General features: G+C 69.3%; 14 protein-coding genes and 1 pseudogene. 7 read left to right on the forward strand and 8 right to left on the reverse strand.

Translation table 11 applies throughout. The features are described from left to right. Positions 1–119: 119 nt before the first annotated feature. Complete coding sequence (locus tag HHL28_RS01285; protein ID WP_075770952.1) at positions 120–851, forward strand: DUF3618 domain-containing protein; 732 nt, start codon at positions 120–122, stop codon at positions 849–851. Between the two features lie 240 nt (positions 852–1,091). Here HHL28_RS01285 and carA read toward each other — a convergent pair whose 3' ends face one another. Beyond that, positions 1,092–2,276 (reverse strand): glutamine-hydrolyzing carbamoyl-phosphate synthase small subunit, encoded by a 1,185-nt coding sequence (carA, locus tag HHL28_RS01290; RefSeq protein WP_075770953.1) that lies wholly within the window; start codon positions 2,274–2,276, stop codon positions 1,092–1,094. 254 nt (positions 2,277–2,530) lie between these two features. Between carA and HHL28_RS01295 the strand changes: the two genes are divergently transcribed. Continuing rightward, a complete protein-coding gene (locus HHL28_RS01295; RefSeq protein WP_075770954.1) occupies positions 2,531–2,992 on the forward strand; it encodes a GatB/YqeY domain-containing protein in 462 nt (153 codons plus the stop codon). A gap of 123 nt (positions 2,993–3,115) precedes the next feature. On the opposite strand, the gene HHL28_RS01300 is transcribed toward HHL28_RS01295, so the two are convergent. Further along, a complete protein-coding gene (locus tag HHL28_RS01300) occupies positions 3,116–3,481 on the reverse strand; it encodes a helix-turn-helix domain-containing protein (protein WP_075770955.1) in 366 nt (121 codons plus the stop codon). Then, entirely contained in the window at positions 3,453–3,734 is a 282-nt protein-coding gene (locus HHL28_RS01305) for a BrnT family toxin (RefSeq protein ID WP_075770956.1), read from the reverse strand. The genes HHL28_RS01300 and HHL28_RS01305 overlap by 29 nt, the downstream gene beginning before the upstream one ends. A gap of 188 nt (positions 3,735–3,922) precedes the next feature. Here HHL28_RS01305 and dnaG point away from each other — a divergent pair, with 188 nt between their 5' ends. The 5 genes from dnaG (at position 3,923) to HHL28_RS01330 (ending at position 9,563) form a co-directional block, all read left to right on the forward strand. Then, on the forward strand, positions 3,923–5,755 hold the full coding sequence (gene dnaG, locus HHL28_RS01310) for a DNA primase (RefSeq protein ID WP_404326216.1): 1,833 nt from the start codon (positions 3,923–3,925) through the stop codon (positions 5,753–5,755). Between the two features lie 573 nt (positions 5,756–6,328). After that, entirely contained in the window at positions 6,329–8,290 is a 1,962-nt protein-coding gene (rpoD, locus tag HHL28_RS01315) for an RNA polymerase sigma factor RpoD (protein ID WP_075770958.1), read from the forward strand. A 140-nt stretch (positions 8,291–8,430) separates the two neighbouring features. Then, the gene (locus HHL28_RS01320; RefSeq protein WP_075770959.1) at positions 8,431–8,658 is read left to right on the forward strand and encodes a type II toxin-antitoxin system CcdA family antitoxin; all 228 of its coding nucleotides are present in this window, start codon (positions 8,431–8,433) and stop codon (positions 8,656–8,658) included. Between the two features lie 6 nt (positions 8,659–8,664). Beyond that, positions 8,665–8,982 carry a CcdB family protein gene (locus tag HHL28_RS01325; protein ID WP_075770960.1) on the forward strand — a complete coding sequence of 106 codons (318 nt, stop codon included), beginning with the start codon at positions 8,665–8,667 and terminating at the stop codon, positions 8,980–8,982. Between the two features lie 20 nt (positions 8,983–9,002). Next, positions 9,003–9,563 (forward strand): Uma2 family endonuclease, encoded by a 561-nt coding sequence (locus tag HHL28_RS01330; protein ID WP_075770961.1) that lies wholly within the window; start codon positions 9,003–9,005, stop codon positions 9,561–9,563. Between the two features lie 18 nt (positions 9,564–9,581). On the opposite strand, the gene HHL28_RS01335 is transcribed toward HHL28_RS01330, so the two are convergent. The 5 genes and pseudogenes from HHL28_RS01335 to malQ all read right to left on the reverse strand — a co-directional run. Next, positions 9,582–11,912 (reverse strand): methyl-accepting chemotaxis protein, encoded by a 2,331-nt coding sequence (locus HHL28_RS01335; protein ID WP_169654561.1) that lies wholly within the window; start codon positions 11,910–11,912, stop codon positions 9,582–9,584. Between the two features lie 229 nt (positions 11,913–12,141). After that, the gene (locus HHL28_RS18100; protein ID WP_404326976.1) at positions 12,142–12,870 is read right to left on the reverse strand and encodes a DUF4032 domain-containing protein; all 729 of its coding nucleotides are present in this window, start codon (positions 12,868–12,870) and stop codon (positions 12,142–12,144) included. Further along, positions 12,845–13,408, reverse strand: coding sequence for a hypothetical protein (locus HHL28_RS18105; RefSeq protein WP_404326218.1), 564 nt, complete (start codon positions 13,406–13,408; stop codon positions 12,845–12,847). Before HHL28_RS18105 ends, HHL28_RS18100 begins: the two co-directional genes overlap by 26 nt. Before the next feature lie 251 nt (positions 13,409–13,659). Next, entirely contained in the window at positions 13,660–14,058 is a 399-nt protein-coding gene (locus HHL28_RS18110; protein WP_404326220.1) for a 4-alpha-glucanotransferase, read from the reverse strand. A gap of 23 nt (positions 14,059–14,081) precedes the next feature. Then, positions 14,082–15,188 (reverse strand): annotated as a pseudogene (gene malQ, locus HHL28_RS01345) (4-alpha-glucanotransferase); the annotation flags it as partial. Between the last annotated feature and the right edge of the window lie 68 nt (positions 15,189–15,256).

A 15,256-nucleotide genomic window follows, 5' to 3' on the forward strand; every position in this document is an offset into this window, starting at 1 on the left:
CGGTTAAGGGGGTGTCGCCGCCGCCGGCGTCGGCGGATGCCGCCAAGTCGGGGCAAGTGCAACCGAATCCCGCTTCGGGCGTTGCTAGCACGGGCAAACGAAGCGGGAAGGAACCCCCTATGGCCACGCGTACCGAGGAGATCGAGCGGGAGATCGAGCGTACCCGTGAGGAGATGACGCGCACGGCGGCGGAGATCGAGCGGCGGCTGAAGCCGGACCATGTGATCGACAGTGCCATGGGGTGGGTGCAGGGCAACCCCCGCGGCCAGGCCATGGCCAACCAACTGCTGGACGTGGTCAGCCGCAACCCCCTGCCCATCGCCCTGATCGGCATCGGCGTTGCCTGGCTGGCCTTCGAGATGACCCGCGGCCAGAAGCGCGGCCGGCTGAACCAGTACACCCCCATGCGCCGCCGCATGGGCCCGAACGAGCCGGCGTCGCGCCACCACATGCATGTGGAGGACGGTGGCCGCGCCTATCCCAAGGGCTCCTCGCCCGACCCGGATGAGCTGATCGGCCGCGTGCCGTCCGGTGAGCGGGCGTCTGACGCCGCCGCGGCCTTCGAGGGACAGGGCATGGCTGGCGGCACTGCCGGTGCCGGCTCCCGCGAGGCCATGCTGCGCGACCGCCTCGGCCCGAACGAGCCGGCATCGCGCCACCACACCCATGTGGAGGACCGGGGCCAGGCCGTGCCCCCGGGCAGCAGCCCCGACGCGGATACCCTGATCGGCCGCAAGCCCAGCGGCGAGCGGGCGTCAGAGGCCGCCGAGGCCTTCGAGAAGCAGGATGGTACCGCCGGCGGCTCCGGCAAGACCGGCCCGGTGCACAGCTACACGACGCCGGGCACGTAAGCACCCGAGGTCACCCCGGACTTGGCCCCAAGCGCCAATTCAGGGCTGGGCCGTCTGGTGCAGACACTACCGCGTCCCCGCGAAGGCGGGGGCCCACAGTTTTTGACCCGGTGTGTGCCGTCACTGTGGTTGAAGAACCGTGGACCCCCGCCTTCGCGGGGGAAGCACAATGAACCCCAGGCCAGCCAACGCCGCGCTTGTCTGGTCAAGCCTGGGGTGACATCAGGTGCCCCCCAACCCTCAGTACTTCCCCTCGATCGCCTGCACGAAGCGCTCGAACAGGTAATGGCTGTCCTGCGGGCCGGGGCTGGCCTCCGGGTGGTACTGCACGCTGAACACGGGGCGGCCCTTCAGGCGCAGCCCCTCGTTGGTGCCGTCGAACAGGCTGACGTGGGTGACCTCCACCGTGTCCGGCAGGCTCTCCGGCAGCACGACGAAGCCGTGGTTCTGGCTGGTGATCTCCACCCGCCCGGTCTCCAGGTCCTTCACCGGGTGGTTGGCGCCCCGGTGGCCCTTCTCCATCTTCGTGGTCTTGCCGCCCAGGGCCAGGGCCAGCATCTGGTGGCCCAGGCAGATGCCGAACACGGGCTTGCCGCTCTCCACCACCTGCCGGATGGCCGGGACCGCGTATTCGCCCGTGGCGGCCGGGTCGCCGGGGCCGTTGGACAGGAAAACGCCGTCCGGGTTATGGGCCAGGATCTCCTCCGCCGTCGCCGTGGCGGGCACGACGGTCACCTTGCAGCCGGCATTGGCCAGGCAGCGCAGGATGTTGCGCTTGGCGCCGAAATCCATGGCCACCACATGGTGCTTGGGATTCTCCAGCTTCCCGTACCCCTGGCCCAGGGTCCAGCCGGTCTCATCCCAATGATAGGTCTGGCGGGCGCTGACCTCCTTCGCCAGGTCCATGCCTTCCAGCCCCGGCCACTCCTTGGCCATCCTCACCAGGGCGTCGATGTCGAACTTGCCGTCCGGGGCATGGGCGATCACGCCGGTGGGGGCGCCGCCGTCACGGATCAGCCGGGTCAGCCGGCGGGTGTCGATGCCGGTGATGCCGACGATGTCGAAATTCTTCAGCCAGTCATCCAGGTGCCGGGTGGCGCGCCAGTTGCTGGGGTCGGTGATGTCCACCCGCAGCACCAGGCCCCGGGCGACGGGGGTCACCGTCTCGATGTCTTCCGGATTGGCGCCCACGTTCCCCACATGGGGGAAGGTGAAGGTGATGATCTGCCCGGCATAGGACGGGTCGGTCAGGATTTCCTGGTAGCCGGTCATGGAGGTGTTGAAGCACACCTCGCCCACCCGGTTGCCCGCGGCGCCGATGCCGCGGCCCCAGAACACGGTGCCGTCCGCCAGCACCAGGGCGCCGGTGGCGCCGGGAGGGGCGGGCGCGCGCTGGGGTATCCCCGTCGTGTGGGCATCGGTCATGGGCTGGCACCTTCTCTCGGCGGGTCGGCAGGCACATATGGTGTGGGGCCGCGCCCGTCGGGGGGCAGGGCCTCGCGCCGAGTGGTCCAGATAGACAAGGGCCGCCGGGCGGTCAACCCGCGCTTCGCGCGCATCTGGGCCGACCTGCCGCGCAGGCGCGCCGTTTTCGCCGGGATGATCCCCCCTTGCGGGCTGGCCTGCGGGCCCCGGCTCGCGTAATCTGCCCGCTTGTCTTTAGATCGAGGTATCCTGCCATGCTCCGCACGCGGTTGAACGAGGCCTTGAAGGAGGCCATGCGCGCCAAGGACCAGCGCGCCACCGCCACCATCCGCCTGATCCTGGCCGCCCTGAAGGACCGGGACATCGCCGCCCGCGGCCGCGGCCAGATGGACGGGATAGACGACGCGGAACTTGCCTCCATGCTGCAGACCATGGTCAAGCAGCGGCGTGAGTCCATCGACCTCTATGAGCAGGGCGGCCGCGTTGAGCTGGCCCAGCAGGAGCGGGAGGAGATCGCGGTCATCGAGGGCTTCATGCCCAAGCAGCTCTCCGAGGAGGAGACGACGCAGGCCGTGGCCGCCCTGATCCAGGAGATCGGCGCCACTGGCATCAAGGACATGGGCCGCGTGATGGCCGAACTGCGCACCCGCTACGCCGGCCAGATGGACTTCGGCAAGGCCAGCGGCCTGGTGAAGGGCACCCTCGCCGGGGCCTGACTTCTTGCATGGCCGGCTTCCGCTTCGCCGGGCAGGGGGACGAGGGGCGCCTGGACGCGTTCCTCGCCGCCCATGCGGACAGCTCCGGCGTTGGGGGCCTGCGGGATCATCCTGTCCCGAGTGTCAAGCCGCCAAGGCGCGACGGGCGGCTTCCGGGTCATGCTCCACCAGGGTGATGAAGGCCCTTGCCGTGGCGTCCGGCGTGCCGCGGCCCTGTTCCCAGTCCCGCACCGTCCCCACCGGGATGTGGAAGGCGCTGGCGAATGCCTGTTGGCTCAACCCCATCCGCTCCCGCAACAGCCTGACGCGCCGGCCGAACCGTCCGGTGGAAAGGGCCCCGGCCGACAGGGGCTGCGCGTCCGGGTCCGCCAGGGCCGCCGCCTCGGCTTCCGCCTCAGTCATGCGGCGCAGGCGATCCCAATCGGTCTTGCCGGGCACCGGCTCCTGCCCGTCCGGGACATCAACCGAGAAAGTATTCGTCTTGCTCATGGCGTGTCGCCTTCCGGGCTGACAGGATGCGCGTGACGGACCCAAGCGGCCTGCCGCGCGGTGTGGTAACGACGAACAGGATGCCGCTCCGCGACATGCCGATGACCTGAACACGGTCCTCACCATAATCAAACCGGTCATCCACCTTCTCGATCCGGTTCGGGTCGTGCAGCGCGGGGATGGCATCCCAGAAATCCACGCCGTGCTTGGCGAGGTTTGTGACGGCCTTGTCCGGGTCCCACTCATAGCGCATGCAGGGATGGTACGGGCAGCCCGTACGCCTGTCAAGGAAAGGCGTTTGCCTGTGGACAAACGGTAACCTGGGGATAAGTCGGGGTCCCGGTGGTACGCCGGGCGTGGGGTGCGTTATCATCCGCGACTTGACCTTCCCGGAACCCGGCCCCCGGCGCCATGGCACTGCCCCCGCAGTTTCTAGAGGAGTTGCGCACGCGCCTCCCCCTGTCCGACGTGGTGATGAAGCGCATCCGCCTCATCCGCGCCGGCCGGGAGTTCAAGGCCCCGTGCCCCTTCCACAACGAGAAGTCCCCCAGCTTCTACGTCAACGACCAGAAGGGGTTCTTTCATTGCTTCGGTTGTGGGGCCCATGGCGACCAGATCGGGTTCGTCATGCGGCACGACAACCTCTCCTTCATGGAGGCGGTGGAGCAACTCGCCGCCGAGGCCGGGCTGCCCGTGCCCAAGGCCAGCCCCCAGGAACGCCAGCGCTATGAGCGGCAGAAGTCCCTCTACGACCTGGTGGAGCGGGCGGCGAAGTATTATGAGCAGCAGCTCTTCACCCAGGCCGGGCAGAAGGCGCTGGACTACCTGCGCCGCCGCGGCCTGGACGAGGAGGCCATCGCCCGCTTCCGCCTGGGCTTCGCGCCACAGGACGGGTCCGGCCTGCATGGGATGCTGACCCAGGCCGGCTATGCCGAGGCGGACATGATCGAGGCGGGGCTGTTCAAGCGGCCCGACGCTGGGCGCGGGGCGCGGGCCTTCTTCTGGGGCCGGGTCATGTTCCCCGTGACCGACCGACGCGGCCGGGTGGTGGCCTTCGGCGGCCGGATCATGGAGGGGGAGGGGCCCAAATACATCAACTCCGCCGACAACCCGCTCTTCCACAAGGGGCACCTGCTCTACGGCATGTCCCGCGCCCGGCAGGCGGCGGCGGACGGGCACACGCTGATCGTCACCGAAGGCTACATGGACGTGATCTCCTGTGTCCTGGCCGGGTTCGAGGGGGCGGTGGCGCCCCTCGGCACCGCCTTGACGGAGACGCAGATCCTGGAGCTGTGGAAGCTGGCGCCGGAGGGGCGGCGCACGCCCATCCTCTGCTTCGACGGCGACAATGCCGGCCGGCGGGCGGCCCAGCGGGCGGTGGAGCGGCTGCTGCCCCTGCTGGTCCCCGACCACAGCGCCTGCGTCGCCTTCCTGCCGGAGAAAGAGGACCCCGACAGCCTGATCCGCACCGGCGGCAAGGCCGCCCTGCAAGCCGTGCTGGAGCGGGCCAAGCCCCTGTCCGAAGTGCTGTGGGAGATGGAGTCGGTCGGTCGTGACCTGTTCCAACCCGACGCCAGGGCAGGACTGGAGGCGGCCCTGTTCGAGCGTTGCGCCCAGATCAAGGACCAGCGCGTCCGCCGCGCATACGAGCAGGACATGCGGGACCGGCTGTTCAAGCTGTCCCGCCAGCACCGGGCCAAGGGCGGGCCCCCCCGCGCCGGCGGCGGCCAGCGGCGGCCGGCACCGGGGGAGGTGCCGGTCAGCCGGCTGTTCGACCGGGCCATGGTCACCGGCCGCATCCAGGTGGATTTCTCCGCCCAGGCCCGCACGCTGTTGGGCGGCATGCTGCGCAACCCGCGCTACTTCGACCAGTTCGGGGAAAGGCTGGCTGCCATCACCCTGGACAACGCGGCCCTTGAGGAACTGCGGCAGGAGATCGTCAACCAGCTCACCTCCCAGCCGGACATGGACGGCGAATCGCTGGTCCGCATCCTGTGCGAGCTGGGGCTAGAGGAAACGGTCAACGACGTGCTGCGGTACCTGGAGCTGCGCGGCCTCGCTTGGTTCTCCGGTGCCAACCCGGACGTGGAGAAGGCCGCCCGCGACCTGCTGGACATCGCCCGCAAGGTGGAGGACCGCGACCTGCGCCGGGAGCTGGCGGAGGCGGAAGAGAATCTGCGCCGCGATTTCTCCGAGGAAAACCTGTCCCGCCTGGACCAGTTGCGCCGTGAGTATCTAGCGGCCCGCGGGTTGTCGTTGGATGGGGAAGGGTAACCACTTCCCAAGCCATGGGGAGGGTACGTGATGACCGCTCCACGGGTGACACCTTTCGGAGTCGCATGCCTGACTTCCGAATCGACACTTGACGGCGGCCGATTATGTCGCCACCTGTCTCGTCGCTGCTTGTCCGAGACGCTGGATAGTCCGCTGAGTGCGGACGCGCCGTTGCCGCGCACCACAGAGCGTCCTCGAGGGTGGCGTAACGCGGCTGGCAGGCGGTTTGCTCCAGCCCGGGGGAAATCCTGCTGCGGCAGGGTCGGGGAGAAGGCGTCCCGCCGGCAGGGCCGGTCCAAGGGATGCGAATCTTCCGGACCTCGCGGAGCGGGAAATCTTGTCCGGATGCTGGGGTGGAACCACCCGACAGGGAAGCATGGTCGTGGGACGCCGCGTGTCGGTACCACCCCGGACCATTGTTTCCAACAACTGTGTCGTCCTGAACACAGGGTGGGGCTGGCGTGCGGATAACAGACGGCAGGAGAGGGACGTCGGTCGGCCGGGGGCCAAGGGCCCGGGTCGGCCATGTGCGTTTAACGGGTGCATCCGTGTCGAGTCGGGGGCAGTGAGCGAATGGCCACGAAAGCGCAGCAGACCGCTGAAGTTTCGGATACGCGTGAGGAGGAGGCCAACGGCCCCCTGATGGACGGCATGGCGATCGCCGTCAAGAAGATGATCCAGCGCGGCAAGGAGCGCGGCTACGTCACCTATGACGAGCTGAACGCAGCATTGCCGCCGGACCAGTCCTCCTCCGAGCAGATCGAGGACACCATGGCCCTGCTCTCGGAGCTGGGCATCAACGTGGTGGAGGGCGAGGAGCCCGAGGACAACGCCGCCGAGGGCTCGGGCGACGGCGAGGGGCGCGTCTCCGGCAATTTGGACGATGACGACATCGGCCGCACCGACGACCCGGTGCGCATGTACCTGCGCGAGATGGGCTCGGTCGAGCTGCTGAGCCGCGAGGGCGAGATCGCCATCGCCAAGCGCATTGAGGCCGGCCGCGAGATGATGATCGGCGCGATCTGCGAATCGCCGCTGACCATCCAGGCCATCATCGAGTGGCACCAGTCCCTGCAGGACGGCAAGATGCTGCTGCGGGACATCATCGACCTGGACGCCACCTACGGCATCGACCCGGAGTCGGGTGAGCCCACCGGCGAGACGCTGGACGGCCCCGCCGCCGAGCGCGAGGACGAGGAGGAGGGTGAGCGCCCCGAGGGCGAGAACCCCGAGGGCACCCCCGGTGAGGGCGGCGATGACGAGGAGGGCAACATCTCCCTCTCCGCCATGGAGGCCGAGCTGAAGCCGAAGGTGCTGGAGACCTTCGGCAAGATCGAGGAAACCTACGACCGCCTGCACAAGATGCAGGAGCAGCGGCTGGCCGCCCTGCAGCGGGGCGAGGACCTGCCCAAGGGCTCCGACAAGAAATACGACAAGGTGAAGGGCGAGCTGACCGAGCTGGTCAACTCCGTCCGCCTGAACAACGGCCGCATCGAGCAGCTGGTGGAGCAGCTCTATGCCCTGAACAAGAAGCTGATGGGCTTCGAGGGCAAGCTGCTGCGTCTGGCCACCGACGCCAAGGTGAAGCGGGAGGACTTCCTGCAGCACTATTACGGCTCGGAGCTGGACCCCAACTGGCTGGACCGGGTGAAGTCCCAGAGCAAGGCCTGGGGCCGCTTCGCCGAGCGGTCGGCCAGCGACGTGGCCCGGGTGCGGGAGAACATCGCCGAGGTGTCCCAGCAGGCCCGCCTGCCCATCGGGGAGTTCCGCCGCATCGTCAGCACGGTGCAGAAAGGCGAGAAGGAGGCAAGCCGCGCCAAGAAGGAGATGGTGGAGGCCAACCTGCGCCTCGTCATCTCCATCGCCAAGAAGTACACGAACCGCGGCCTGCAGTTCCTGGACCTGATCCAGGAGGGCAACATCGGCCTGATGAAGGCGGTGGACAAGTTCGAGTACCGGCGTGGCTACAAGTTCTCCACCTACGCCACCTGGTGGATCCGGCAGGCGATCACCCGGTCCATCGCGGACCAGGCCCGCACCATCCGCATCCCCGTGCACATGATCGAGACGATCAACAAGCTGGTCCGCACCAGCCGCCAGATGCTGCACGAGATCGGCCGCGAGCCGACCCCGGAGGAGCTGGCCGAGCGGCTGATGATGCCGCTGGAGAAGGTGCGCAAGGTCCTGAAGATCGCGAAGGAGCCCATCTCCCTCGAGACGCCCATCGGCGACGAGGAGGATTCGCACCTCGGCGACTTCATCGAGGACAAGAACGCCGTCCTGCCGCTGGACGCCGCCATCCAGGCGAACCTGCGCGAGACGACGACCCGCATCCTCGCCACCCTCACCCCGCGTGAGGAGCGCGTCCTGCGCATGCGCTTCGGCATCGGCATGAACACCGACCACACCCTGGAGGAGGTCGGCCAGCAGTTCAGCGTGACCCGCGAGCGTATCCGCCAGATCGAGGCCAAGGCCCTGCGCAAGCTGAAGCACCCCAGCCGGTCGCGGAAGCTGCGGAGCTTCCTGGACACCTGACCTCCGGGACAGGGTCCGCGTACCAAAGGCCGGCGGGGCGACCCGCCGGCCTTTGCCGTTCAAGGGGGAGAGCGCCTCGCCGTTGACGGGGCGATTGGGGGGTTGCACCATCATCCAGCAGGAAGGGCAGGGGGTGCGGCATGGACCAGGAAGACGACATGGGCCATCACAGTATCCCGCTTGATGCGGCAGATGCCGGTCCTGCCGGGACGATGGCCGGACCCGGCTCCTTCGACGGCTCTGGCCGCCTGGGCATGTCGGTGCAGGGCCGGCGGGAAGCGGAGCGGATCGCCGATGAGGCGATGCGCGAATGGAACCGGTACATCGCAATCCATGGCCATTTCGCCGATGACCAGGATATCGATTGATCGCCGATGGCCCAGTTCGATATCTGCTTGAACAATGGGCCGACAAAGTCGGCGTTTCCCTGTCTGTTGGTCCTGCAATCAAGCCTGTTCCGGGGTGCCGAGCGATGGGTTGTCATCCCCCTTGTCCCCGGCATTGGCTTTGCCAAGCAGGACCCCCGGCTGTCGCCCGTCCTGAAGATCAATGGCGCGCCATTCCTATTGGCAACCCAATCTATCACCAACGTGCCTGTAAGGCAGTTGGGCGAGGTGGTCGGGAGCGCTCGGAAACAGGCAGAGACGATCATCGCGGCCGTTGACTGGCTGATGAATCGGGGGTGGGACTAAAATTTTCCCGGAGGTTTGCCATGACCCAGCGGATGAGCCGTGAAGCCTTCCACCGGTGGGTGGAGGAGCAGGGGGGCGGGCAGCGCTATGAACGGGCAACCGGCCAGCCTGTGGCCATGTCCCCGGAAAAGGTCGGCCACGCCCGGGTAAAGGCGGAGATCTGGTCGGCCTTCCGCCAGCAACTCCTCGCCCGCGACCTGCCCTGCGAGGTGCTCCCCGACGGCATTACGGTCGAGGTCGGCGACGATGCGGACTACGAGCCCGACGTGGTTGTCAATTGCGGCCCCCGCCTGTCGCCGGAGGCCACCGCCGCCCCGACCCCGGTCATCATCGTCGAGGTCCTGTCCCGCGGCACCAAGGGCGTGGATGTGGGGGAGAAGTTCGCCGACTATTTCCGCCTGCCCAGCCTGCGCCACTACCTGCTGGTCAGCTATGTCAGGCGCCGGGTCATCCACCACCGCCGCCAGGACGACGGCACCATCCTCAGCGCTATCCATGCCGGCGGCGTCCTCACCCTCGACCCGCCCGGCCTGGACCTGGACATCGACGAGGTCTACCGGCTGGCCGAGGTGGGTGTCTGAGGCGGACCGTGACCACCCTCACCCCGCCTCCGCCATCGGCACCAGGTCGCGGACCAGCGCCCGCACCGCCGGCCCCGCATCCCCGGCGAAGCGCAGGTTGGTGCCCTTGGCGGCCTGGGCCAGCACGGTGAAGGGCAGGGCGGGGGTGCCGTCCAGCCGCAGCAGGCCGTTGCCGCCCACGGGCAGGTCCGGGGCGCCGGCGACCAGGGCGCCACCGTCGGAGATGTCGATGACCTGCACCGGGTGGGTGCCCGGGCCCAGCTCCAGCGTGCCCGGCCGGTCCAGCCGGTAGCGGGGGCCGCCGCGGCGGTCCACCTCGGTGGTGCTGGTGCGCACCACGCGGATCAGCGTCTCGCACAGGGCGGTGATGCTGTCGGATAGCTCCCCCGCGATGGCCTGCACCTGTTGCGCCCGCTCGCCCGAGGTGGCGGCCTCGCCGGAGACCTGGGTGATGCAGTGGGCCACGTCGCGGGCGGCCTCCGCTGTCTGGGCCACGTTGCGGGCGATCTCCTGGGTGGCGGCGGATTGCTGCTCCATGGCCGCGGCGATGGCGGTGGAGACCTCGTCCATGTTGCGGATGGCGCCGCCCATGTCCCGCACGGCGGACACGCTGGCGCCGGTGATGTCGCTGATCTCTGCCAGCTTCACGCCGATGTCGGCGGTGGCCTGGGCCGTCTGGCTGGCCAGGCTCTTCACCTCCGCCGCCACGATGGCGAATCCGCGGCCTGCCTCCCCGGCGCGGGCGGCCTCAATGGTGGCGTTCAGGGCCAGCAGGTTGGTCTGCTCGGCGATGCCGCGGATCAGCTCCGCCACCATGCCGATCTGGCCCACCGAGTCGGCCAGGCTGCCGATGATGCCGGCGGCCTCCTCCCCCTTGCGCACGGCCCCGCCGCTGACCTGGGTGGCCAGGGTGACCTGGCTGGCGATCTCCTGGATGGAGGCGGTGAGCTGCTCCGTGGCCGTAGCCACGGCCTGGGCGGTGGCCAGCGCCTCCTCCGCCGCGGCGGCGACGCCTTGGGAATTGTCCTGCACGTGCCGGGCGGACCCGGCCATGGCGGTGGCGGCCTCGGCCATGGCGGCGGTGCGCTCCGCCACCAGCCCCACGGCCTGCCGCGTCTCCCCCTCCACGGTCCCGGCCATCAGTTGCAGGGCCTCCCGCCGCACCCGCTCCGCCGCGGCGCGGCTACCCTCCTGCTCGGCCAGCAGCTGGGCCCGCTCCAGCCCCTGGCGCTGGAAGACCAGCACGGCCTGCGCCATGGCGCCGATCTCGTCCCGACGGTCCTGGCCCGGCACGGTGACAGCCCAGTCCCCGTCCGCCAGCCGCGCCATGGCCTTGGTCATGCCCCGCAGCGGCTGCACCACCTGCCGCACGATGACGAAACCGCTGGCCAGCCCCAGCCCCGCCGCCACGCCCAGGACGGCCAGCGCCAGGGCGATGTTCAGGCGGGCCGCCGCCTTTGCCGCCTCCACCCGCTCATCCACCTGCACCGACAGCTCGCGTGAGGCCGCGGCCATGGCCTCGATCCCCTGGGCGGCCAGGGCGAACCAGTCCGTGGCCGGGGCGGGGTAGTCCAGGTTCTTCGCGCTGGCTTCCATCAGCCGGCGCCGTAGCGCATCCACCTGGCCGAAATACCGCTCCCGGATGCCCTCCGCGGCGGGGGTCAGGCTGGGGAAGCGGCCCATGCCGCCGCCGAAGCTTTCCCACGCCCCCTCGATCCGGCCATGGGCGCGGGACACCTGGTCCAACTGCGCCGGGGTCAGGGGCAGGCCGCCGGCCACCACCCCGGCCAGCAGGCCCCGCTCCCGGCTGGCGAACTCCGCCACCAGCATCAGGTCCTCCGCCAAGTGGAACCCGGCACGCAGGTCGCCGCCCAGCGCCGCCCCACCCGATTCCAGCGCCGCCCCCCACAGGGCCAGGGTCGCGTCGGCCACGCCGTTGGCGGTGGGCAGCCAGTCCCGCCGCAGGTCGAAAGGCACGCTGCCGCCGGCGGCCAGGGCCTTGTCCAGGGCGGCGCGCTGGGCGTCCAGCTTGGCCTTGGCGTCCCGCAGGCCCTGCGCGGCCTTGGCGAGCTCCGGCGCCGCAAGGTTGTCACCCATCTCCGCCAACAGGGCCTTGAGGCGCCGGTCCGTCTCCGCCCGGTCCCGCGGCACCGCCCCCTTCAGGGCGTCCGTCGCCGCCCGCGGGTTGCCGGCCAGCAGGTTCAGCCCGTCCCGCTCCGCTCCCACGGCCCAGACCAGTTCCTGCACGGCCAACGCGACCCGCTCCAGCCGCTCGGCCCCGCTTGCGGCGCGCAGCTCCCCCAAGGCCCGGGACATCTGGGCCACGGCGAACCCCAGCACCAGAACCACGAGCAGCGCGCCTATCGTGAAAAGTTTGGACCGGATGGACATGGCATGACCGTCTGCAACCCTGGCTACGCGATCTTTAACCTGTCCCAATGGGATAGGCCAGGGGTGATAAGCATTCGGAAAAGAGAACAGCCAGTATTGTTACAGTATTATTGCCGTCTTATGACAGTGCCTCAGGACAAACGGCAGGATTGGTGGGCCCCCTGTTCCGATGCGAGGCCGCGGATGCTCACGGCTCCGGCCAGGGTTCCTCCGCCGGGATGACCGGCCGGTCCGGCAGCCGGCGCAGCACCTTGTCGATGTAATCGGACAGGGCGGCTGCCGTGCCCACGTCGCGCCCCTGCGCCTCCGACAGGTACCAGCGGTGCTCCAGCACCTGGAAGTACAGCTCCGGGTCGTCCAGCTTGCCGCGCAAATCTTCCGGCACGGCGTCCAGCAGGGGGGCGTAGATCTCGTGCAGCCAGCGGTGCGCGGCCGCCCCCTCCGGCAGGGGCCGGCCCTCCGCCAGTTCCAGCCGCGCCTTGAAGCGGCGGATGTCGTTCAGCAACTGGCGGCTCTGGTTCTCCTCCGCGTCCAGCCCGGTCAGCTGGTGCAGGCGCCGCTTGTGGTGCCCTGCCTCCACCACCTTGGGCCGCATGACCAGCCGCAGCCCCTCCCGCCGGCCGGGGACCCGGTTGGGCAGGTCGTCCGCCGTGACCAGGTCCAACTCCTCCACGTCGAAGCCGAAATCGTTCAGGGCCTTGATGCGGGTCTGCACCCGGTATTGCTCCTCCGGCCCGAACACCTCGTCCCGCGTCAGCTCATGCCACAGCCTGTGGTACCGGACCTCCATCTCCTCCGCCACGGCCAGGGGGTCGAAGCCGTCGGGCAGGCCGGGGCCGGCGGCCAGGTCCATCAGCTCCCCCGCCATGTTCAGCCGCGCCAGCTCCACGTCATAGGCGCGCATGCCGTCGGACATCTCCGGGTGCAGCTCCCCCGTCTCCGCGTCCACCAGATAGGCCGCCAAGCGGCCGGCGTCGCGGCGGAACAGGGTGTTGGACAGGGAGCAGTCGCCCCAGTAGAAGCCGGCGATGTGCAACCGGATCAGCAGGTCCACCAGCGCGTCCAGCAGCTTGTCCCGCGGGCCAGCGGGTCGCCCCCTCGAACAGCACGCGATAGGGCATGGCCCGCTCCAGGTAGCGGGTGACCAGGATGGTCATCAGGGGCCGCCCCTCCGGGCTGATCCGGCCCGTCACCAGCCCCACCGCCTCCACCGACGGCAAGCCGCGGTCCCGCAGGGTGCGGAGCAGCTCATACTCCCGCAGCGCCACCCGCTCCGGCACCTCCTTCAGGGCGAAGACCGTGTCGCCGTCGCCATGGACGAAGCGCACCACGTTGCGGCTGATGCCCCGGGGCATCTGCACCAGCAGCTCATCCGGCCAGGTCTCCAGCGGCAGTTCCCAGGGCAGGCCCACGCCCAGGGCGAAGCTGTCGGCGGCGGTCAGCTTGATGCGCATTGCGGGTCATCCAGCACGGAGGGCGGGCGCTTGCTCGGGCGGACCCGGCATGGGGTGGCGTCGAACACTACCCAACCGTCCCCTCCCCCTGAGGGGGAGGGACAGGGAGAGGGGTTAGGACCTTTCCGGAAAGGGAAGCCTGTGAAAAGGCGCCTGCTGTCCTGGTCTCACCACCCCTCTCCCTGTCCCTCTCCCCCTGGGAGAGGGGACGCGACCGCATCGTCCAGCCTTGTCCCCGGCGAGGTTCGGCCTCACCGCTCCTGCAAGCGCCCGCTGGCCTCGGTCAGTTCCCGCAGGCGCTCCAGGTGCTCCCGGCGCAACTGGCCGGGGGCCAGCCGCCAGGCCCAGTTGCCCTCCGCCTTGCCCGGCACGTTCATCCGCGCCTCCGTGCCCAGCCCCAGCACGTCCTGCACCGGCATCACGGCAAAGCGGCTGTTGGTGTTCAGGGTGAAGCGGATGAAGTCCCAGTGGATGGCTGTCCGGTCGCTGCCAAGGTAGTCCAGCATGGCCCGGCCGCTGCGCGACCCCTCGCCGCCGATATGGGCGAACCAGCCCAGGATCGTGTCGTTGTCGTGGGTGCCGGTGTAATAGACCGTGTTGGCGGAGAAGCGGTTGGGATCGTAGCTTTCGGGGTGGAAATCCTCCCCCACTCGAACGGCAACACCCGCATGCCCGGGAATTGGAAGTGGTCGCGCAGCCGCTCCACCTCGGGCGTGATGATGCCCAAATCCTCGGCGATGATCGGCAGTTCGCCGAACCGGTCGCGCAGGGATTGGAACAGCTCATAACCCGGGGCCGGCGCCCAGCGGCCGTTGATGGCCGTGGTCTCGTGCGCCGGGATCTCCCAATAGCTCTCGAAGCCGCGGAAATGGTCGATGCGGACCAAATCCACCAGCTCCAGCGTCTTGGCCAGCCGCTTCTGCCACCAGGCGAAGCCTTCGGCCCGGTGCGCGTCCCAGCGGTACAGCGGGTTGCCCCAGAGCTGGCCGGTGGCGCTGAAATAGTCCGGCGGCACCCCGGCCACCAGGGTGGCGCGACCCGTGGCGTCCAGCTCGAACAGGTCGGGCCGGGACCAGGTGTCGGCGCTGTCCCCGGCGACGAAGATGGGGATGTCGCCCATGATCCGCACGCCGCGGGCGTTGGCGTGCTCCTTCAGCTTCTGCCACTGGCGGAAGAACAGGAACTGCTGGACCTTCACCTTCTTGATCTCGAAGCCCAGCGTGTGCCGCACCTCCCCGATGCCGATGGGGTCGCGGGACACGTACAGGGCGTTCCACTCCCACCAGGGGCGGCCCTTATGGCGGTCCTTCAGCACGGTATAGAGGGCGTAGTCGTCCAGCCAGTCCGCCTCATGCCGGGCGCGGAACAGCTCATAGTCGGCCCAGGCGTCATCGTCGCTGGGCCGGCGCAGGAAGGCGGCGCAGACCTCGTCCAACGCAGCCAGCTTGGCGTGGGTCACCTCCCCGAAATCCACCCCTTCCGGCTTGTTGGCCGGCAGGCGGGACAGGATCGCGGCGTCCGCCAGCCCTTCCGCCACAAGGTCGTCGAAGCTGACCAGCAGCGGGTTGCCCGCGAAGGTGGACAGGGCGGAATAGGGGCTGTTGCCGGCGCTGGTGGGGGCCAGCGGCAGGATCTGCCAGATCACCTGGCCCGCCTCGGCCAACTGGTCGACGAAGGCCCGCGCCTCCGGCCCCATGTCGCCGATGCCGTGCCCGCCGGGCAGGGAGGTGGGGTGGAGCAGCAGGCCGCTGGCGCGCGTGTCGATCAATCGGGCGTTCATCGGGATCGTCTGTCAGGGGTGGGCCGGTTACGGGCGGTATGTCGGGATCGTTGCGGCGAACGCAAGGT

Source organism: Aerophototrophica crusticola (genome assembly GCF_012913305.1).
Lineage (GTDB): Bacteria > Pseudomonadota > Alphaproteobacteria > Azospirillales > Azospirillaceae > Niveispirillum > Niveispirillum crusticola.